17 protein-coding genes are annotated in these 20,265 nt (G+C 68.2%); 7 read left to right on the top strand and 10 right to left on the bottom strand.

The genetic code is table 11. The features are described 5' to 3' along the window. Nucleotides 1-53 precede the first annotated feature (53 nt). The 3 genes from ACYVD1_RS02340 to ACYVD1_RS02330 all read left to right on the top strand — a co-directional run bounded on the left by ACYVD1_RS02340 (nt 54) and on the right by ACYVD1_RS02330 (nt 4,784). The gene (locus ACYVD1_RS02340) at nt 54-1,577 is read left to right on the top strand and encodes an amidohydrolase family protein (protein ID WP_460767183.1); all 1,524 of its coding nucleotides are present in this window, start codon (nt 54-56) and stop codon (nt 1,575-1,577) included. Nucleotides 1,578-1,614: 37 nt separating this feature from the next. Then, nucleotides 1,615-3,177, top strand: coding sequence for an ABC transporter substrate-binding protein (locus tag ACYVD1_RS02335; RefSeq protein ID WP_460767180.1), 1,563 nt, complete (start codon nt 1,615-1,617; stop codon nt 3,175-3,177). 83 nt (nt 3,178-3,260) lie between these two features. After that, complete coding sequence (locus ACYVD1_RS02330) at nt 3,261-4,784, top strand: amidohydrolase family protein (RefSeq protein WP_460767176.1); 1,524 nt, start codon at nt 3,261-3,263, stop codon at nt 4,782-4,784. A gap of 17 nt (nt 4,785-4,801) precedes the next feature. Here the strand turns inward: ACYVD1_RS02330 and ACYVD1_RS02325 are convergent, their stop codons facing one another. Then, on the bottom strand, nt 4,802-6,034 hold the full coding sequence (locus ACYVD1_RS02325) for a M20/M25/M40 family metallo-hydrolase (RefSeq protein ID WP_460767173.1): 1,233 nt from the start codon (nt 6,032-6,034) through the stop codon (nt 4,802-4,804). Between the two features lie 220 nt (nt 6,035-6,254). Between ACYVD1_RS02325 and ACYVD1_RS02320 the strand changes: the two genes are divergently transcribed. The 3 genes from ACYVD1_RS02320 to menC are packed head-to-tail and all read left to right on the top strand — an operon-like array spanning nt 6,255 to nt 8,962. Continuing rightward, nucleotides 6,255-7,010, top strand: coding sequence for a GNAT family N-acetyltransferase (locus ACYVD1_RS02320; RefSeq protein WP_460767168.1), 756 nt, complete (start codon nt 6,255-6,257; stop codon nt 7,008-7,010). Then, on the top strand, nt 7,007-7,795 hold the full coding sequence (locus tag ACYVD1_RS02315; RefSeq protein WP_460767165.1) for a MurR/RpiR family transcriptional regulator: 789 nt from the start codon (nt 7,007-7,009) through the stop codon (nt 7,793-7,795). The genes ACYVD1_RS02320 and ACYVD1_RS02315 overlap by 4 nt, the downstream gene beginning before the upstream one ends. Before the next feature lie 3 nt (nt 7,796-7,798). After that, complete coding sequence (menC, locus tag ACYVD1_RS02310) at nt 7,799-8,962, top strand: o-succinylbenzoate synthase (RefSeq protein ID WP_460767382.1); 1,164 nt, start codon at nt 7,799-7,801, stop codon at nt 8,960-8,962. A gap of 7 nt (nt 8,963-8,969) precedes the next feature. Here the strand turns inward: menC and ACYVD1_RS02305 are convergent, their stop codons facing one another. The 6 genes from ACYVD1_RS02305 to ACYVD1_RS02280 form a co-directional block, all read right to left on the bottom strand. Beyond that, nucleotides 8,970-10,205, bottom strand: coding sequence for an isochorismate synthase (locus ACYVD1_RS02305; RefSeq protein ID WP_460767162.1), 1,236 nt, complete (start codon nt 10,203-10,205; stop codon nt 8,970-8,972). 83 nt (nt 10,206-10,288) lie between these two features. Then, entirely contained in the window at nt 10,289-11,308 is a 1,020-nt protein-coding gene (locus tag ACYVD1_RS02300; protein WP_460767159.1) for an ABC transporter substrate-binding protein, read from the bottom strand. A 37-nt stretch (nt 11,309-11,345) separates the two neighbouring features. After that, entirely contained in the window at nt 11,346-12,212 is an 867-nt protein-coding gene (locus ACYVD1_RS02295) for an ABC transporter permease (protein ID WP_460767156.1), read from the bottom strand. After that, complete coding sequence (locus tag ACYVD1_RS02290; RefSeq protein ID WP_460767151.1) at nt 12,209-12,988, bottom strand: ABC transporter ATP-binding protein; 780 nt, start codon at nt 12,986-12,988, stop codon at nt 12,209-12,211. Before ACYVD1_RS02290 ends, ACYVD1_RS02295 begins: the two co-directional genes overlap by 4 nt. A 2-nt stretch (nt 12,989-12,990) precedes the next feature. Then, nucleotides 12,991-13,884, bottom strand: coding sequence for an NAD-dependent epimerase/dehydratase family protein (locus tag ACYVD1_RS02285; RefSeq protein WP_460767147.1), 894 nt, complete (start codon nt 13,882-13,884; stop codon nt 12,991-12,993). Continuing rightward, nucleotides 13,881-15,125 carry an FAD-dependent oxidoreductase gene (locus ACYVD1_RS02280; RefSeq protein WP_460767144.1) on the bottom strand — a complete coding sequence of 415 codons (1,245 nt, stop codon included), beginning with the start codon at nt 15,123-15,125 and terminating at the stop codon, nt 13,881-13,883. Before ACYVD1_RS02280 ends, ACYVD1_RS02285 begins: the two co-directional genes overlap by 4 nt. A 187-nt stretch (nt 15,126-15,312) precedes the next feature. Between ACYVD1_RS02280 and ACYVD1_RS02275 the strand changes: the two genes are divergently transcribed. Beyond that, entirely contained in the window at nt 15,313-16,269 is a 957-nt protein-coding gene (locus ACYVD1_RS02275) for a LysR family transcriptional regulator (RefSeq protein WP_460767141.1), read from the top strand. Between the two features lie 64 nt (nt 16,270-16,333). On the opposite strand, the gene ACYVD1_RS02270 is transcribed toward ACYVD1_RS02275, so the two are convergent. The 3 genes from ACYVD1_RS02270 to ACYVD1_RS02260 all read right to left on the bottom strand — a co-directional run bounded on the left by ACYVD1_RS02270 (nt 16,334) and on the right by ACYVD1_RS02260 (nt 20,207). Beyond that, complete coding sequence (locus ACYVD1_RS02270; protein WP_460767136.1) at nt 16,334-17,452, bottom strand: DUF418 domain-containing protein; 1,119 nt, start codon at nt 17,450-17,452, stop codon at nt 16,334-16,336. A gap of 152 nt (nt 17,453-17,604) precedes the next feature. Further along, nucleotides 17,605-18,588: an NAD(P)-dependent oxidoreductase gene (locus tag ACYVD1_RS02265; RefSeq protein ID WP_460767133.1), complete on the bottom strand. Its 984-nt coding sequence runs from the start codon at nt 18,586-18,588 to the stop codon at nt 17,605-17,607. Between the two features lie 2 nt (nt 18,589-18,590). Further along, nucleotides 18,591-20,207 carry an MFS transporter gene (locus ACYVD1_RS02260; protein WP_460767130.1) on the bottom strand — a complete coding sequence of 539 codons (1,617 nt, stop codon included), beginning with the start codon at nt 20,205-20,207 and terminating at the stop codon, nt 18,591-18,593. Nucleotides 20,208-20,265 lie beyond the last annotated feature (58 nt).

The following is a 20,265-nucleotide window of genomic DNA, read 5'->3' as shown; positions in this document are numbered from 1 at the left end:
GGCCCGGTCCCGCCTGCCAGCCGACGCCAAGAGCAAGGAAGAGATACGACACGATGGCTCCCCGCCCCTACGATCTGCTGATCGCCCACGGTCGTGTGATCGACCCGGAGAACACAGTGGACACCCAGGTGAACATCGGCATTACCGACGGCAGGATCGCCTACGTCGGAGACGAGGTCCCTGAGGCCCACGCGGTTATCGACGCTGCCGGAAGGATCGTGGCTCCGGGGTTCATCGACCTCCACAGCCACGCCCAAGACCTGGCCGGCCACCGGCTGCAGGCTCTGGACGGAGTCACCACCTCCCTGGAGCTGGAAGGAGGGGCCGCGACGGTGCTGAGATCCTACGACTGGTCCAGCGCTGAGGGCCGCCCCCTGCACTACGGCTATTCCGCAGGCTGGCTCTACAGCCGGGCCATCGTCAAGGAGCAGCTCGACGACGCCGCAGTTGCTGCTCTCCCCGCGCTCCCACTGGACACCTTCTCCGCCATCCAAAGCGGTGAGCGCTGGGGCGAGCCGGCCAGTGCGGAGGAGCTCAAGCAGATCGTCGCGCTGGTGGAAGGGCAGCTGCACGCTGGTGCCATCGGCATCGGTGTGCTGCTGGGCTATGCCCCCAGGACTTCCGCTGAGGAACTGCGGGCTCTGGGAGAGCTGGCGGTCAACCACCGGGTGCCACTGTTCGTTCACATGCGCTGGGGAGCCAGAGTTCCCGGCCACACCCCCGTAGAGGCCGTCGCGGAGCTCCTCGAGCTGAGCCGAAGCACCGGAGCTCAGGTCCACCTGTGTCACTTCGCCAGCTCCAACGCCTCCGCAGTCGAGGAGTCAGCCAAGCTGATCGCCCAGGCCCAGGCCGAAGGGTTGCCCTTCACCACTGAGTCCTATCCCTTCGGGCTGGCCTCCACGGTGATCGGAGCAGAGTTTCTGGCACCGGAGGCACTGGAGGCCACCAACACGCCGGCCAGTGTCGTCACCTATCTGAAGACCGGGGAAGAGGCTGCCAGCTACGAACGCCTTCGCGAGCTGCGCGCCGAGGACCCCGGTGGGCTCTGCCTGATCCGCTACTACGACGAACGCGAACCCGCGCAGCTTGAGCAGCTGAAGCGGGCGGTCACATTGCAGGGAGCCGCCTTCGCCTCCGACTCGATGGTGGTCCAGGCTCTGGACCGGAGCGCCGACGGCTCCGACCTCGACCTGAACCAGTGGCCGCTGCCGGCTGACGGCATCACCGTCCACCCGCGCACCACCTCCTGCTATGTGCGTGCACTGGCGTGGCTGCATCGAGACACAGGAACACTGAGCCTCACCGACGTGATCGGACGTTCCACGGCACTTCCGGCCCGCATCCTGCGGTCATCGGTACCGGCCATGGAACACAAGGGACACCTAGCCGTAGGGGCCGACGCCGACCTGGTGGTCTTCGACCTGGACCGGCTCGAGCCCAACACCAGTTTCGCCCCGGTCGTCCCCAGCAGAGGAATCGACCATGTGCTGGTGGCGGGCACGGCGGTGGTTCGCAACGGCGAGCTGATCCCCGACCAGTGCCCCGGCCAGCCCGTATTCCAACAGGCGTCACCGTAGGACTCCCCGAAAAGATTCTTCGAGGTAAGGAAACATCATGGGACAACGCCACGTACTGGCCACTGGTGCGGTGCTCGCACTGGCGCTGAGCGCCTGCGGAGGGGACGGCACACCCGATGGCGACAACGGAGCCGCCGGTGGGGGCGAATTCGACATCGCCTGGAACGCGCAGCCACCGACGCTGGACCCGCTGGTCACCACGTCGACAGCAACCCGCGACATATCACGGAACTTCTTCGAGCCGCTGGTCACTATGGATCCCGACGGCGAGGTCCAGACCGTGCTTGCCGAGGACTACGAAGTCTCCGACGACGGACTGGTCATCACCTTCACCCTCCGCGAAGGGGTGACATTCCACGACGGCACGGAAATGGAAGAGGACGACGTCGTCGCCTCCCTGCAGGGGTGGATGGAACGCACCGGAGTGGGACAGACCTTCTTCTCCGAGGCTGAGGCGGCCACCGAGGAGGAAGGTGTTGTCACCATCACCCTTCCGGAACCGATGTATATCGCAATGCAGCTGTTGGCGGATCAGGGGCAGCTGCCGATGATCATGCCGGCCGAGATCATCGAGAACGCTCCCGAAGAGGGGGTCGAAGAGTATATCGGAACCGGACCCTATGAAATGGCCGAATGGAGCACTGACCAGTTCGTGCGGCTGGAGCGGTTCGAGGACTATGAGTCTCCCGGCGGCGATACGCACGGAACAGCAGGGGAGAGGAACCCCTACTACGACACCATCAATTTCCATATCGTCACCGACCCGTCGACGCGGGTCTCCGGCCTGCAGTCGGGTGAGTACGATGCCGCCAACGCCTTGCCGCTGGACAATGTGGAGATGCTGGAGGGCGACGACGGCATCGAGTTGGTCTCCGGCGAACAGGGTTTCAACGGCGCCATCTTCAACAAGCAAGAAGGCCTGATGTCTGATGAAACCATGCGGCAGGCCGTGCTTGCCGCTACAGACGTCGAGGCGCTGCAGCAGTCGGCCTTCGTCTCCGAGGAGTTCTACAATACCAACGGAGCGTTGATGCCCGAGGACTCCGACTGGCATTCCGACGTCGGGCAGGAACTCTTCGCGAACAACGACCCCTCCGAGGCGGAGGACCTGCTCGACGAGGCCGGATACGACGGCGAAACGGTGCGCATCCTGACCAGCCGCGAGTACATGGATCACTACAACGCGGCAGTTCCGATGCAGCAGCACCTGGAGGACGCCGGTATGGACGTGGACCTGATCGTCACCGACTGGGCCACAGTTCTGCAGGACCGGGACGATCCCGCTGCCTACGACATGTTCATCACCGGTTTCGCCCCGGTGACGGTTCCGTCCAGCTTCGTGTTCCTCTACGACAACTGGCCGGGCTGGACGGACAGCGAGGAGATCGCCGGTGCGCTGGACCAGATCAGCACTGCTCCGGACGAGGGCGAGGCGCTCGAAGCCGCCGAAGATCTCCAGCAGGCCTTCTACGACTATGTTCCGATGGTGAAATTCGGCGACAAATGGACCGTGACCGGCATGCGTGCGGACCTGGACGGCTACGAGTACGCCGGTCTCTCCGGAGACATCTTCTACAACGTCCGCGAATCCGGGGACTAGAGCCCGGAACTGCCCACCCGGCGTTGGGAATCGAACGCGATCTGGAGCAGCAGGTCCGCCCTCTGCTGAATAGGGAGTGAAGAATGCCTGGTACCGGTTCAGTTGATCTGCTGCTGACCAACGCCCGGGTCGTCGACCCGGAGTCGGGCGTCGACGGGCTGCGGCATGTGGCGGTCGACGCGGGAAGGATCGTCGGTGTCGACGCTGCTGACAGCGGGCTTCGGCCTGCTGCCCAGCGCGTCGACCTGAGCGGATTGGTGTTGGCGCCCGGATTCATCGACCTGCACAGCCATTCCCAGACGGTGAACGGACTGCGCTTCCAAGCCCTGGACGGTGTGACCACGGCGCTGGACCTTGAGGCCGGGGTGTTGCCGGTGGCCGCAACCTACGCCGAGGCGGAGGCCCAGGGCAGGCCCATCAACTACGGGTACGCCTCCAATTGGCTGGCTGCCCGTGTCAGTGAGATCGAGGGCATCACCCTCGAGCCCAATGGCAATGTCAAGAACGGGTCGGCATCCGTTCTTGCCGCTAAGGAGGGCCTCGAAGACTGGCGGTACCCCGCAGACGCCCGTACGGTCGGCCGAATCCTTGACCGCGTCTCCGAGGGCGTCCACGAAGGCGGGATCGGTATCGGTGTGCTCGTGGGGTACTCGCCTGATTCGGGCCGGGTCGAGATGCTCAGGCTCGCTCGGCTCGCCAGCGAACTAGGGGTCCCGCTCTTCGTCCACGGTCGCTACACCGAGGCCGATGACCCGTTGTCGGGAGTTGAGGGGCTGCTCGAGCTGATCGCTCTGGCAGCAGCCACGGACGCCCACGTGCACCTGTGCCACATCAACTCCACCTACGCGGTGAACGCGGACATGGTTCTCGACGCCCTCACCCAAGCGCAGCGCAGAGGCGTGAGGATCACCACGGAGGCGTACCCGTATCATGCGTCCTCCACCGCGATAGGTGCGCCTTTCCTCTCGCCAGAACAGATGCGCAGCCGCGGCAAACCGGCGTCCCGTATCCGGTACCTCAAGACCGGCGAACGTGTGGCCGACTACCAGCGACTGGCACAGCTGCGGGCCGAGGATCCCGCCGGTACCGTCATCAAGGACTACCTGGATCCCGAAGACCCCGAACAGATGGGGTGGCTCCACCGGATGGTGGCCTTCCCCGGGACAGTAGTGGCCTCCGACGCCATGCTGTTGCAGATCGAGGGGCGGCGCACCGGGGCGGATCTGGAAACGCAGTGGCCGGTGCCTGAGGCCGCCTTCGCGCATCCGCGCACAGCAGGCACATTCACCAGGACCATCGGCCACATCTGCCGGGAGCTGGGGTTGATGTCGCTCAACGAGGCAATCGCTCGGTGCAGCTACTTGCCCGCTACGATCCTGGAGAGCTTCGTGCCGGCCATGCGGCACAAGGGACGGGTCCGTACCGGATGCGACGCCGATTTGACCGTGTTGGACCCCGCAACGGTCACAGACCGCGCAACCTTCGAACAACTGGCTCCGGCACAGGGGATCGAGTACGTCCTGGTCGGCGGCGAGTTCGTGGTGTATGAGGGTGAGCTGCAGTCCACTGCGCTGCCCGGCCGTCCCATCCGGTCCGAAGCCGGGTGAGCGCCGGGCCAGCGGGGTCAGAGCTCGGCGAGGAGGGCGGTGACGAGGGCTGCCCGGTCGGGCAGGGACGGGACTAGGATCCGCTCGTGGAGTGCGTGGGCTCCCGCACCGTCGGGGCCGAGGCCGTCAAGGGCGGGCAGGCCGAGAGCGCCGACAGTATTGGTGTCGGCCGCGCCCGCGGCCGGTGCGGCGTCGAACGGCAGGCCGAGACGGTCGGCGGCGGCCGCGGCAGCTCGGGTGAGCATATCCTCCCCGCCGTCGACGGCCCAGGTAGGTCGGCTCGAAAGGGTCTCGGTGCGAAGCTCCGCGCCCGGACGGGCCGGCCGCAGCGCCGAGAGGTCGTCGAGGACGGCGCGCTCCGTAGCCGCATCGGAGAAGCGCAGTCCGATGTCGGCGGAGGCGGCGTCGGCCACCACGTTGGTCCGGCCGCCTCCGGTGACAGTACCCACGTTGCACAGTAGGCCAGGAGCGTGGCTTTCGGCGATACCGCGGACGGCAACGAGGGCGTCGACCAGTTCGTCGATCGCTGAGACGCCTTGGTCCGGGTCGAGGGCCGCATGCGCGGCCCGGCCGGCGGCGTGCAGCCGGAGCCGGGTGCTGCCGCGCCTGCCCTGCTTCAACGCCCCTCCGGGGTGCGGCGACTCGAACCCGAGGGCGGCGCAGGCTCCTTCGGCACGGTCGCGTACCAGGTCGGTGGAGGTCGGTGAGCCGACCTCCTCGTCAGCGACCACGACGATCCGGACCGGGCGGTGTGCGAGTCCCGCCTCAGCCGCGAGAGCCAGGGCCGCCTCCATGACGACGAGTCCGCTCTTCATGTCGAAGACGCCTGGGCCGCGGGCCACTTCGCCTGCGTCCGCGACCGTCCCGGGGCCGTCGGGGCCGTCACCGGAGTACTCGCCTGGGTCCTCGTCGTGCTGCCAGGGCATCGGGCCGGTGACGTGCCCGTGCGGCCACACGGTGTCGTGGTGGCCGATGAACAGGAGCGGCTTCTCACCCGCGCGGTCGGGATGGCCCGGGTGGTCGGCCGCCACGTGGTCGCCGTGCGGCGCGGCAACGCGCCGTGCGGTGCAGCCGAGTTCTCCGTAGCGCCGTACCAGCCGCTCAGCGAAGGCGTCGAGCGCGGCGCGGTCGCCGGTGGGCGTTTCGTGCTCGACATAGGCGCGGACGCGCCGCAGCAGCTCCGGCGTGCGGCTGCGCGCGGCACGCCGGAGGGTGGCGGAGGAAGCGGAACTGAGGGGATCACCGGGCATGCGGGTTCCTGAAGGTCTCGGGAGTGAGGCAATATACGAAACGTATACACACACGGACCGGTCGGTCCAGGGGTGAGTTCGCCCTGCTGTTGTCTGAAGATATCGCTGTTAAGTGACCGTTGACAGGTCTCTCAAGCGCTTGGTAGGACTTCACCTCAGCAAATTTACGTTGCGGATCAACGGAAACGGTGGTCTGCCCGCGTCGAGGAGCCGCCCTCCCATGCCTCCTGCTACGACCCCGTTGGTCGCGACCCTGACCCGCCCTGCGGAGCTCGAACAGGCGACCGCGTTGTACCGCGACGTGTTCGGTTACACCGACCTGCGCCAGGGGGCGAGCCCACGTCTGCTCACTGCGCTGCGCGGCAACGGGGGATCGGTGGTCGGCGCCCACGACTCCTCTGGGCGCGTCATCGCCTTCGCCTACGGGTTCCCCGGCACAGACGGGCACAGCACCTACCACTACTCCCAGGCCGCGGTCGTCGAAGCGGCCCACCAGGGTCGCGGGCTGGGGCGGGCGCTGAAGGCGGCGCAGCGCGACGTCGCCCTCAGCTGGGGCACGCGGAGGATGCGCTGGACGTTCGATCCGCTGATCACCCGGAACGCCCACTTCAACCTCGACGTGCTCGGATCGGTGGGACGCTGGTTCCACCCCGGGTTCTTCGGCGACGGTACCGACCGGATCACGGTCGACTGGGATCTGGAGCGCCCTCCGGGGCCTACGGCCGAACCGGTGGCGGCACCTTGCGCGGCCGCCGAGGAGCCTTGGGGCCGGCCGGTGCGCGACAGCGCTCGGATCTGGGTCCCGGTGCCCTCCGACACCGCCGCGCTGGCGCGCACCGACCGCGGCCGGGCCGACGATGCGCGCGGCCGGATCGCCGAGACACTGGGGACGTTGACCGAGGCCGGCTGGTCCGTCGTGTCCTGCACGGTGCCCGACGGCGGCACGGGCCTGTACCGACTGGAGCGTTCCCGATGAGCCATACCGCCAGTACCCCCGGTTCCGGTGATCCCGCCGCTACCCCTGAGCCCGCCGGTACCGGGACCGCCGTAACCGGTGCCCACGGTCCCGAGGGTTGTGTCAGCCCCAGCACCGCTGCGGAGGTCCCTGGAAACGCGGGCCACGCGGAGAACCGCAGCCTGCGCAGCCAGGGCGAACGGTTCCGTGCGAGACTGCAGCGGCCTTCCTCCGCCGAGGCGCTGCAACGCCGCCTGATCGAGCAGGAGACGCGCCATCTGCGCGAGGCCCTTCACCGGGTGGAGGAGGACGGATCGGTCGCGGGAGCGGCAGCCTTGATCGTGGCAGCCCGGCGCCGTTTCATCACCGGTACCGGCAAATCGTTCGCCTACGCCTCGCTGCTCGCCACCGACCTGGCCGCCGGCCTGTCCAACACGACACTCATCGACGGAGCCGTCGTACGTCCGCTAGACATCCTCGGCGAGGTCCGCTCCAGTGACGTGCTGGTCGCGGTGTCGATGCGCCGCTACCGCCGCGACACCGTATCTTTCGCCGAGCACTTCGCGTCAGAGGGCGGCACCGTCGTGGGCATTACCGACGACCCCGGGGCGCCGCTGGCGGCCACCGCGTCCGAGACGATCGTCGCCACCACCGACAGCGCCTCCTACGCCGATTCTCCCACCGCGGTCGCCGCTGTGGTCCACCTGCTGACCACGCTGACCACCGCCAGTTCCAAAGGCGCGCGGCGCCGACTCGCCGAGCGCGACCGGATCAGCCGGACGCTCGACACCTACCTGGAGGGCTGACCCATCCGCATCACGGAGGCTTCCCTGCACCTGGTCCGGCTTCCCCTGGTGCACGCGTTCGAGACGAGCTCGCACCGCAAGGAGCACCTCGACCACATTCTGGTGCGCGTGGTGGACGAGTCCGGCGCGGAGGGATGGGGCGAGGTCGCTTCCCCCTCCGACCCCTACTACTCCGGGGAGACCACCGAGACCTGCTGGCACATCGCGGAGCGGTACCTGCTGCCCGCCGTTGTCGGCGCCGACTGGGACCACCCTTCCGAGCTGCCGGCCCTGTGGCGCCGAGTGCGCGGCAACCGGTTCGCCACCGCCGGCGTGGATGCCGCGGGCTGGGCGCTGTGGTCGGCGGCCGCAGGGGTGCCGCTTGCCGCGGCACTCGGCGGGACCCGCGGCGAGGCCGTCGCCGGTGTCTCACTGGGCATCGAACCCACCTATGACGCGCTGCTGGCCGAAGTCGACCGCCAGGTGGAGGCCGGCTATCCACGGGTGAAGCTGAAGATCGCGCCGGGCTGGGACGCCGAGCCGGTGCGCCTGGTACGCGAAGCGTTCCCCGACCTCGACGTTCACGTCGACGCCAACGGTGCCTATCAAGGGGGACCCGAGGAGATGGCGGTGCTGCGCGGGCTGGACGACTTCGGCCTTCTCATGGTGGAACAGCCCTTCGAACCGCGCGACCTGCTGTCCCACGCCGCGCTCCAGCGGACTATGGATACCCCCGTGTGCTTGGACGAGTCGGTGGAGGATCTCGACGATCTGCGCACGGCGCTGGCGTTGGGCGCGGTGCGGATCCTCAACGTGAAGGCGTCGCGGATGGGTGGCCTGACCGCCGCCGTAGCGGCGCACGACCTGGCTGGTGAGCACGGTGTACCGGTGTGGTGCGGCGGCATGCACGAGTTCGGCATCGGGCGGGCGGCCAACGTCGCGTTGTCGAGCTTGCCCGGCTTTACACTGCCGTCGGACGTGTCGGCGTCGTCGAAGTACTACGCGCGCGACGTCATCGAACCCGAGGTCACCGCGGACCACGGTAAGGTGACCGTTCCCAGGTCCCCTGGACTCGGCCACACGGTAGACACCGCGTTCATCGAACAGAACTGCCTGCGTATCGCACACGTGCGCACCGGCGAGTCCGGGTGCGGTGTTCCGTTCGGGGGAGATGATCAAGCCTTCTGAACTGCGGCTATGTGGTGTAGCGGGCAGGCTTCGAACCCGGCGTTGAGTGCGGGGCGGTACCCGGGTCGAGCGCGCACAGCATGGGGGCGAGCTTGCTCACCGTCTCCGCGTACTCGGCGTCGGGGTCGGCCCCGGCCACGATCCCTCCTCCGGCGTACAAGCGCACACCGTCGGCCTCCTGCCGACCGCAGCGCAGGGCCAGGCCGATCTGTCCGTCGCCCTCGGAGTCCATCCATCCCACCGGACCCGCGTAGCGGCCGCGGTCGTGCGGTTCCAGCTGGTTGAGGACGTCTAACGCGGAGCTGCGGGGGACACCCGCGACGGCGGCCGTGGGATGGATGGCTCCGGTGAGCTCGAGTACGGAGGTGGCGCTGTCGCGTACCCGGCCGCGCACGTCGGTGGCGAGGTGGTGGATGTTCGGCAGTTCGAGGACGAACGGTTCAGGGCAAGAGTCCTCAAGATCCACGATTCCGGCCAGGCCGTCGATGACGGAACGGACCGCGTGGGCGTGTTCGTCGGCGAAGCCGCTTTCCGTGGTGAGCCGACGGTGCTGTTCCGCATCGGGCCTCAGCCCGCGCGGAAGGCTGCCGGCAAGGACGCGCGAGCTGACCCTCCCGTCGCGGCGAGCGGCGAGCATTTCGGGTGTCGCTCCGACCAGTCCGCCGATCGTGAACGTCCAACAGGTGGGGAACCTGAGGGCCAAGCGGTCCAGCACGGCCGTGCGGGCGGCCTCGTCGGCCTCGACGACCTCGTCCCTGCACAGCACCACCTTGCTCACGCGGCCGCGGGAGATCGCCTCCAGCGCCGAGCGCACGGCACTGGTGTAGCCCTCGCGTCCAAGCCTCCCTCTGTTCGGCGGCTCGGGTGTGACCCGGTCCGCGACCGTGGCCGGGGCGTGCGCGGCCGCTGCTGCGCAGAGGCGCTCGGCATCGATGTACTGGGTCCGCGCCGCACCGCCCCCGCGGCCTACGGACCTGATCTCCGCGGGGATGCGGAGCACGCTCGTGGTGGCTGAGGCATCGTCGAAGACGGAGGAGACGAAACACGTCAGGCCCGGCACGCCCGCGCTGACCTGCCGCCAGATCGCTGACATGCGGCGCAACCGGTCCGCGCCCGTGAGCTCGACCGTCCACCCGCCCGAGCCGACCACCCCAGAGCCGTCGGTGATCCAGGCCACTGCGTCGTCCAGGTCGGTTCCCTGTGGAAGGAGGCCGGGCCCGACGTGTTCCGAAACCTCACCCATGGCCTGTTCCTCCTTCGGGTGGGTGTGCGGCCGCCGACGAGCGGTCGGCGGCCCTCAGGGACGGCCGCGTGCGGGCCGTGTATTCAGTCCTGCGCGGCCCCTGCATCAGAAGCCTCGGCGAACGAGGTGTCGACGACTTGTTCCTCGATGGATACCGATTCGGGGAAATCGAAGAGACCGGCCTCCCGGTAGGCCTCCTGCTGAGCCTCGAGCTGGTCCTGCGCGGGGGCCAGGTCCGGGTACCACACGTAGGTCGGGCTCTCCTCCAGGACTTCGATATCCTGTTCCGTGGCCTCCGCGAGGACCTCCAGGATCTCCGGGTCGTAGGGGTCCTCTTGCAGGTCAGCGGAGGCCCTGACGAGCGCGTCGAAGAACGGCTGGGCCTGATCGCTCTCCAGGAAGTGCTCACCGTAGAGGACCCCGCTCGCGATGGTGCCCTCCGGCGGCAGCGCGAACTGTTCCGCCGTGCCGTCCTCGATCATGGCGCTCGTGAACGGAGCCGGGGGCAGGGCGGCATCGGCGCCCCCGCTTTCCAGCGCCCCGGCCATGTCACCGAAGTCGACGTTGAGGGCCTCGATGTCGTCCAGGGTCAGGTCACCCTGTTCCAGGATCGTGGCCAACTGGTAGGCGCCGGCACCGCCGAGGTCGCCGGAGAGCGCGACCGTGCGCCCCTCGAGGTCGCCGACCTCCGCGATCTCACCGGATTCGACCAGGTCCGCGGCCACCATGAGTGCGCTGGGGGAGTTGTCCTCCTCACCGCCGCCACCGCCCATGGAACCGACGACCTTGATCTCCAGGTCGTCGTTGACGGCGCTGAACAGGCCTGATCCGAGACCCGCCACCAGCACGTCGGCCTGTCCGGCGGCGGTCAGCGGAATGGCGTCCTGTCCGGCCTGGACGGTCTCCATGCTGAGTTCGAGTCCCTCGTCCGCGAAGTAGCCGCGGGCGTCGGCCACATACAGCGGGGAGAACAGGGTCGACGGCACGTGGATGACGTCGACGACCTCCAGGTCGCCGTCTTCACCGCCGTCGGCGCCCGCACACGCCGCAGTTACCACCAGTACCGAAGCGGCGGCGACAACCGCCGAAGTGTGTTTCCTCATGTGGCCGACCAGCCTTTCCGCTGTGTGGGGTGATGGGTCACCGGGCCGACCGCCGCGGCCCGGTCCTGCGCCACGGGAGCGCGAAGTACTCGACCGTGGCGACGGCGAACGTCGCCAGGGCACCCAGGAGCGCGACAGCGACCAGCCCGACGTACATGTTCCCGGCTTGGAAGAGCTGCCAGGAGTTCCAGATCAGGTAGCCGAGGCCGGAGTTCGACGCGACGAACTCCACAGCGGTGACCACCACGACGCCCAGGCCGGCCGCGACTCGGAATCCGGTGAGGATGGAGGGCAGCACACCGGGGAAGATGACGAACGCCATCCGTTTCCAGCCGACCGCTCCGTAGGCGGTGGCAGCCTCCATGGTCTTGGGGTCGAACTGGCGGATGCCGCCCAGGGTGTTGATCTGCAGGACGAAGAACACCGTGAAGGCCACGGCCAGGATGCGCGGCAGGTCCGACAGGCCGAAGATGAGCAGCAGCAGGGGCAGGATGGCGATCTTGGGAAGCGCGTACAGCGCGGAGAACATCGGTCCGAACGCGGCGTTGAGCGGCCGCGACATCCCCATGATCATCCCGGCGAAGGTTCCCGCCAGTCCGCCGAGGAGGTATCCGGTCAGGAACCGGTAGATCGTCGCCGAGGAGTGCTCCCAGAGTTCTCCGCTGAGGATCATCGCCCACGCGTTGGCGAAGATCGCCGTCGGCGGCGAGAACAGCCGTGCGTCGATGACACCGGTGCGCGCGGCGGCCTCCCAGGCCAGGAGCAGGACCACCGGGGTGCCGATCGACAGGGCGATGTCGCGGCGCCGCAGTCGGCGCTCGCGTCTCATCTCACGGCGGGCAGCGTTTTCGACGACCTCGGCGTTGCCGGTGTCCTGGGCGGGGGTCGTGGTCGACTGGCTCATGCTTGCTGCGCCTCCTGGCTTAGCTGCACCTCGTCGCGCAGGTCCTCCCAGATCGACTGGCGCAGCGAGGCGAACTCCTGGGTGCCCTCGATCCCGGAAGGGCGCGGGCGCGCGAAGGGCACGTCCACCACCCTCTTGATCCGCCCCGGGCGTGCACTCATCACGAACACCCAGTCGCCCAGCACCAGCGCTTCCTCGATGGAATGGGTGACCAGGACCACGGTCTTCTTCTCCTGCTCCCACAACCGGAGGAGTTCCTCCTGCATGAACAGGCGGGTCTGGGCGTCGAGGGCCCCGAGCGGTTCGTCCATGAGCAGGACCTCGGAACCCGTCGCGAAGGCACGGGCGATGGCGATGCGCTGTCGCATACCTCCGGAGAGGCTGTTGGGATAGGCGGTGGTGAAGGCTTGGAGGCCGACGGCGTTGATCCATTCACGGGCGGTGGCGTTCCGCTCGCGTTTGCCCACACCGTTCATCCGCAGGCCGAAGGCGACGTTGTCCAGGACGTTGAACCAAGGGAAGACACCGTGCTCCTGGAACACGAAAGCGGGCCGGTCCGCCGATGCGGCGTTGGTCTGGCCGGTGGTCGCCTCCTCCAGGGATCCGAGGATCCGCAGGAGGGTTGACTTCCCGCACCCGGAAGGCCCCAGGACACAGACGAAGGAGCCGCGTTCGATGTCGAACGAGACCCGCTCCATCGCGTGGGTCGCTCCGTTGGCCGCGAAGAACACCTTGGATACGTCCCGTACCGCGTAAGCGAGGTCATTGTGGGACACGGTCACGAGCTCCTTTCCGAACTGGCACCATCGGCTCGCTGGCCGACCACGCGTGGCGGACGGCGCGAGCAGAACTCCCCGCCCAGGAGGTGGAGCCACTGGGCGGACGGATCCGCCTCCTCCGGAACCGACTCCACCTGGGCGCGCGCGGCCTCGCTGTCGTCAGCGGCCCGGAATCCCAACTCCTCTCCTCCGACGCGCGAGAGGTATCCGCTTGTGTTGGCTGATACCCCCCAGACGGTGCGGAACCCCGGTGCCGGCCCGTTGAGGGCTGCCAGTACCAGCGCTGTGGCATCGGCGGGGGAGAGCCAGGTGCTGAGTGTTCGGCGTGTCGTGGGGGCTGACTGACGCGAGGCGATGCGCAGGGCGACCACCTCGATCCCGTAGCGGTCGGCGTACAGGGACCCCAGCGCTTCGAGCGCAGCTTTGCTCACGCCGTAGAGCGTGTCGGGCCGGATGGAGACGTCGTCCTCGATGAAGCCGTCTACGGGTACGGGTTGGAAGCCCGCGGCGTGGATGGAGCTGGCCAGCACCACTCGGCGCACGCCCGCTGCTCGCGCGGCTTCGAGTACTCGATAGGTGCCGTCGATGTTGACGGCGAGCAGCCGGCCCCAGTCGTCTTCCAGGGGGATCCCGGCCAGATGGACCACAGCGGCCGCTCCGGCCAGGGCCGGGTCGATCGCCTCCGCGTCGCGGATGTCGGCGGTGACCGGTTCGACGCCAGCGCGTGCTGCCACGGGCCGTTGGTCCAAGGCCCGTACTGTCCAACCGGCCGCCGCGATCCCGTCGGTGATGTCGGAGGCCAGGGCGCCAGCCGCGCCGGTGATGACGACGGCACCGTGGGCGCCGTCCGAGCGGCCTGTTCGGAGTCCGCTGTCTGCGGGGTGTCCAGTCACGTCAGCGCCCCCTGTCCAGCCAGCTCGGCGCGTACGGCTGCCACGTCTTCTGTGCCGCGGTCCGCGGTGACGGCGGCGGCGACACCGGCGGCGTGACCCGTTCCGAAGGAGGTTCCCATCACCCGTAGCGACGCGAACGAGCTCTGGTCACAGCTGGTCAGCCGCCCGCCGGCCCACAGGTTGTCCGTCGAGCGCGAAGTGACGGAGCCGTAGGGCAGGTGGTACCAGCCGCCCCCGGCTATTCTGGTGTAGTCGGTCCGGCCACGCGCCACGTGCTCCTCCATCGGCCATCCGCAGCGTGCGATCGCGTCCTCGGGCCGCTTGCGCCCGGAGACCACGTCGTCGGCTGCGACGACATCGCGGCCGGCCAGGCGCCTGGTCTCCCTGATGCCGATCTGCGGACCGGTGGTCAGCAGGTAGGCGTCCTCCCAACCGGGCAGGAACTCGCGAAAGGCGCGGACGTAGTGCCAGGCGTCGGCACGGGCGTTGACCTCGGCCGAGGTCAACGCCCCGACGTCCATGATGTCGATGTGCTGGTCCGCGACCAGCATCATGACGTCGCCGACCACGGGCATGCGCACGGCGATCCCCGAGGTGCGGGGCAGGTGCACGCCCGTGGTCTCGGCGTAGCGCTCGACGGCCTGCGCCATCCTGGCGGAGACACCGTCGGCGTGGTCCTTGTGCACACCGCCGACCCGCATGACCAAGGTGGAGGCTTGGCGCTCACGGGGCGGTGAGAGGAGCTCTTCGGCCTCCGCTGCCTTGATGAGCACACCGTCCCCGCTGGCGTCCACGAAGCTGGTGGCGGTGATGGTCCGTACGCCGCCCCGGTGGGCGAGCGTGACGGATTCGACTGATCCGTCAGGCGCCTCAGCACTGACCAGGAAGGAGTGCAGGTAGAGGGAGACTCCCGCCTCGAGGACGATCTCGTCGTATACCCGCTTCATCGTCTCCAGGTCCAGGAGGACCACCTTGTTGCCCGTTGCCGCCACCGTGTGGGTCCGGTAGAGGTCCTGGGCGGCGAGTCTGTCCAGGACGCTCTGCCCTACCCCGCGTACCACCTGCTCGCCGTTCTGGTCGAAGAAGCCGCAGTGCGTGAGGACCGAGCTGGCGGTGGCAGCGCCGCCGAGGAACCCGTAGCGCTCGATCAGGCACACGCGCGCCCCCGACCTCGCCGCGCCCACGGCGGCCGCGATCCCGGCCGCACCGCCGCCGACGACTGCCACATCGAACTCTTCCACGTGTGTCCTCCTCGGTTGCTGGGCTACGCGGAGCCCGTGTGATGAGGTCCTGGTCCCGGCGTCACCGGTCGTCCCGTGCAGGTGGCGTCCTTGTTACGTCTGTGTTTCCTGATGTTGACACCCGGAAAGCCATCCAGGAACTGCCGGATTCTGGTGGGGTCATGCCTTGAGGGCATAACATCGTGTTATGGAGATCCGACATCTCGCCTATTTCGCTGCCGCTGCCGAAACCGGTTCGATTTCGCGGGCGGCGACCCGGCTCGGTACGAGTCAGCCCTCCGTCAGCCGTCAGATCAGGGCCTTGGAGAAGGAACTGGGCGTCAGCCTGCTGCGGCGTAGCGCGAACGGCGTCCGTACGACACCGGCGGGTGAGGGACTTCTGCGCCACTACCAAAGGGTGTCGGCCGAGATCGCACGGGTCCCCGAGGTCGTCGAGGCCGCCTTCGAGGGCAAGGAGTTCGTGCGGGTGGGGTTGCCGCCCGGTCTGCCCTCGACATGGTTTCTCGGCGTGCTGACCGGGCTCCGCGAGGAGTACCCCAATGTGGAGCTCGACCTCGTGGACCTGTCCAGCCCGGAGCAGGAGCGGGCGCTCGGCCGGTCCAGGCTCGACCTGGCCTTCATGCACCACACCCCCTCCGGTTACCGCAGCACCCACGTGCTGCGGCAGACGCTCGGCGTGGCCCTGAGGCCGGGGCGGCACCGGTTCCGGTCCGCGCGGACGCTGACGGAACTGGACGGTGCCCGAATCCTGGCGCATACCTCTTGGGAGGTGTCGGGGCAGATCAGTGTTCTCGAGAAGGTCAGTCAGGCGGCGGGTGTGACCATCGACTGGCGCTTCCGGCAGTTCGGTGAACACGTCGGACTGATGGCCGCCAGTACCCAGGCTGACGGCATCCTCATCACCGAGGCGACCGCCGCGCGGTTCGTCTACCCCTGGCCCTGGGTCGCGATCGAGGTCGCCGGTGACCGGCCGATATACCTGGACACGTGGGCGGTCCACCCCACTCCGGCGATGCTGGCGGTCGAAGCGGTCGTGGACAGGGCGGTGCGTACACCCGCGGAGTGGCAGCTGCGTCTGCCACCCGACGGGGCGGTTCTGACGACCACGGGTCACGACCGGCCTGTCCGGGACCACGAGTTCTAGGCGTACTTCCTCTCTCGAACCGCCTGTCCCGTCGCCGGAAGCCGTGCCATCAGCAGGCCGCCGGTCACACTGCTGGTCCGGTTGTTCGCTCCAATGGTCGGTGGATGAAGCGGCGGAGCAGGACTTCCGCGGGGCCGGCACGGTTGGCGCGCTCCAGCAGCACCGCACACAGAAGGCCGGTCAACCATGCCACGACTGCAACAGCCGCGGCGCCCGCACTATTGATTCGGTCTCCCAACCCCGCGAACGTCTGCGACAACAGCACAACGAGGACGGTTGATTGCAGCAGATAGCAGGTCAGAGAGCGTTTGCCGGCAGCTGACAGCAGGGTGACACCGTTGGAGGCACGTTGCTGCAGGCGCCGACCGAGCAAGCCGAATATCGCGGTGTAGCCCAGTCCACCGGCGATACCGGTGACCACGTGGAGCGTCTGCCACACCCACAGCAGGCCGCCTGTGGTCTGGGTTAGTTCGATCCAGGCCAGCGGCACAGCTCCGGCGACGGCCACCGCAACACCGGCGAACGCGAACCATCGCAACAGTCCACGATGTGCGTCGGGCTCCTCCAACAAGCGATATTTCGCCGCAAGGGCTCCCAACAGGATGGCAATGATGACGGGGTACACCGCGAGGTTCATGATGAGGGTGCCGACCGCCCAGCCGGCAACCCGGATCATCAGGTCGGCGACCCCATAACCCAGGACACCCAGGGCGAACGCATCGGCCTCGGCGCCCTCCGCCCCTCCGAAGGCGAAGAAACCGGCAATGGTCACCAAGAACACGGGAGCCAGCACCGCCACGGCGATAGCCAGTGACCGTGGGGACCGCAACAGCAGCCACCCCACCAGAAGTGCAGCCACACCGTAGGCGCCCAGGATGTCCATCGGGGTTACCAGCACCGCATGGGCGAGCCCGAGCAGCACAAGCCCTGCACCCCGCCGCCGCAACAGCCGACGGCAGATCCGTTCAGCGGTGCCCTGCTGCCGGCGCCGCTGGAGCATCAGGACCAGGCCGTAACCGAACAGGGCGGCGAACATCGGATATGCCCGTGCGTCCACCATCAGGATGTTGAAGACCCTGACGGCCTGATCGACGATCGTCCCGCCTGCTGGCAGCCCGAGCACGCCGCTACCAGCACCCACCAGGTACAGCGGTGCATGCGCGAGCACGATCAGCAGCAGCATGAAGCCCCTGGCAAGGTCAGGGGCCACCAGACGGTGACTGCCAGGCGTCGGCGACTGTCCGGAGCCACGGTTGGCGTCTTGGAGGGACACGGGTACTCAGCTCCTTGCCGCAACGGCTTCGATCCCGAACAGTTCGGGTGGGTTGGTGCTCGTCAGTGACACGGCGTGTCCCGTTGCTTCTTGGGTATGGGGTGTTGCCAGCGCTCGTCGGTAGCGTCTTCGCCATCACGTGGCCGACGGCGTGCGGGCCGGATCTCATCGATCAGGCGCGAGAAGCCGTCCTCGCCGTGACCCCTGTGAACGCTCTGGTCGATCCATGCCTTGAGCTGGCGCAACGGTGCAGCGTCGACACCGGCCTGCTCCCGGCTTTCGATCAGGTCGCCCATCAGTGCGGCGTGGGTGCGCAGTGGTCCCGTCAGCGGCGGGTGGACGCCGGTCCGCGCTGCTTGCGTCATGGCTTCCAGCAGCGGGCCGGAGGAGATCACCGAGTCCACCGCGACCGGGGAGAAGTCACCGGGGTCGGCGCCCTCAGCCTCGATGTGGGCGAGGGCCCGCAGGTGGGCCTCCCAGGTCTCGTATCCGAGGTTCACCAGTGCCGTGAAGTACGCGGCCGCCGATCCCGGATCTGCCCCGTAGTACGCCGTGACACCACCGAGGCTGTTCAGGAAGCGTTCGTGTTCTCGATAGGCCGCCCCTGATCCGCTGTAGAACAGGAAGGCCTCCTCGGATCCGATGTCCTCGGGGCCCGCCATGATGCTCGCGTCCAGATACCGAGCACGGTGTGCTTCGACCCGTCGGGCCGTCTCGCGGGCCTGGGCGGGGTTGGTGCTGGTGAAGTTGACCAGTGTCCGGTCGGCGAGAGCAGACCCCAGAGAACCGAGCACCCGGGTCGCCGCGGCATGGTCCAGCAGGCAGACCAGGACCAGCTCCGCGGCTCGTACCGCTTGGTCCGGCGACTCGGCGACGTCGGCCCCGTTGGCGACAAGTGCCTGTGCGCGTGCGGGCGTCCGGTTCCAGACCGTGGCCGACCGCCCGACCGCCAGTACTGCCCGGGCGATCGCGCTGCCCATCGCGCCGGTACCGAGCACGGTGACGGGTCCGCTTCGGTCGACAACTGCCTCTTCGTTGTCCGACATGGTCATGTCTCCTCGTGCCCGCTCAGGGCGTCCTGTTCGTGCTGCGCAGAGTCTGGTTCCCGGTCGGCGTCGCGGTCGTGGTGACGTCCGCGGTCCCGGATGACGAGGACGACGGTGACCAGCAGTGTGGCGAGTCCGATGAGCACGCCCCCGATGACCGCGTACGTCTGCAGTCCCAGGACGATCGCGTCGTGCACGGGATCAAGAAGAGCCGGACCACCCGAGCCCAGGCCTTCCGCCGCGGCGACCCCGCCATGGAGGCTGGAGAGCGCCGTATCGGCAGCGGATTCGGGTACTTCGGCCGGCATCACCGACTCCAGCCAGGCACGGTAGACCACCGTGCCCACAGCACCACCCGCCGCGATTCCGAGGGCGTGGCCGAGTTCCCCGCTGACTTCCTGTGCCGCGCTGACGGATCCGGTCTTCTCCGTCGGCGCGCTGGAGACGATCAGATCCGTGACCAGGGCGAAGGCCAGACCTTGTCCGAATCCGAGCACCGACATGGCGGCGATGACGATCGGCAGCGGTGTGTCGGGGCCGACGGTCACGGCCATCAGCACCGCCCCGGCCAGGACGACGCCGAGTCCGAGCGCGACCACCACCGCCGGGCGCAGCCGCTTGGCCAGTTGGGGGGCGAGCATCGCTCCGACGATGTTGGTCGCGGCGAAGGGAAGCGTCCACAGTCCGGCTTGCAACGGGGTGAGCCCGACCACCAGCTGCATGTACTGGGTGAGGAGGAAGAACATCCCGAGTACGCCGACGGCGACGAGCAGCATCGCGCAGAGCGAGGCCCCGATCCGCGGGTTCCTCAACAGGTCCAGGTCGAACAGCGGGGAAGCAAGCCGCTGTTGCCGACGGACGAAGAGCCCCAGCAGCAGAACCCCGGCGGCGGCGACGGCCAGGTTCGGCAGGATCGACCCCTCCCCGGTCTCCTGCCCTGCGGCCAGCTCCTGTAGGCCGTAGACCAGCGCGAGGATCCCGGCCACGGACAGTGCGACGCTGGGCAGGTCCAGTCGGGCGCTGTTGCGCTCGGCGCGTTCAGGCAGCAGCCAGGGGCCAAGCAGCATCAGCAGCACCACGAACGGGACGTTGATCAGGAACACCGCGCCCCACCAGAAGAACTCCAGGAGTGCTCCGCCCATGACGGGGCCGATCGCCCCTCCGACGGTGAGTGCGCTGAGCATGATTGCGATGGCCAGTCGGCGTTGGCTCTCGTCGGCGAACATGGTCCGCAACAGCGAGAACAGGGAAGGCATCAGTGTCGCCCCGGCCGCACCCAGCAGGGCGCGGGCGATGATGAGCATCTCGGCGTTGACGGAGAACGCGGCGACGGCGGAGAGGACACCGAAGGCGGCAGCCCCGATCAGCAGTACCCGCCGGGGCCCGGCCCGGTCTCCCAGGCGTCCTGCTGTCACCAGCAGGCTGGCGATGACGAACCCGTAGATGTGGGTGATCCATAGTCCCTGGGAGGCGCTGGGTTCCAGATCCGCGCTGAGGGAGGGCAGCGCCAGGAACAGCACCGTCAGGTCGGAGGCGACCATCAGCATCGGCAGTACCAGCAGGATGAGCCCGGCCCATTGCTTCTTCGTGGCCCGCTCGGTGGTGGGTGCGGCAGACATCGGAGTTCCTTGAATCTCGCTCTGGCTACTTATCGGGTGGTCCCGATCCGGCTGGCTC

Source organism: Nocardiopsis nanhaiensis (genome assembly GCF_054778635.1).
Note: the sequence above shows the minus strand (reverse complement) of the source record. Positions and strands in the feature narration are given on the sequence as shown.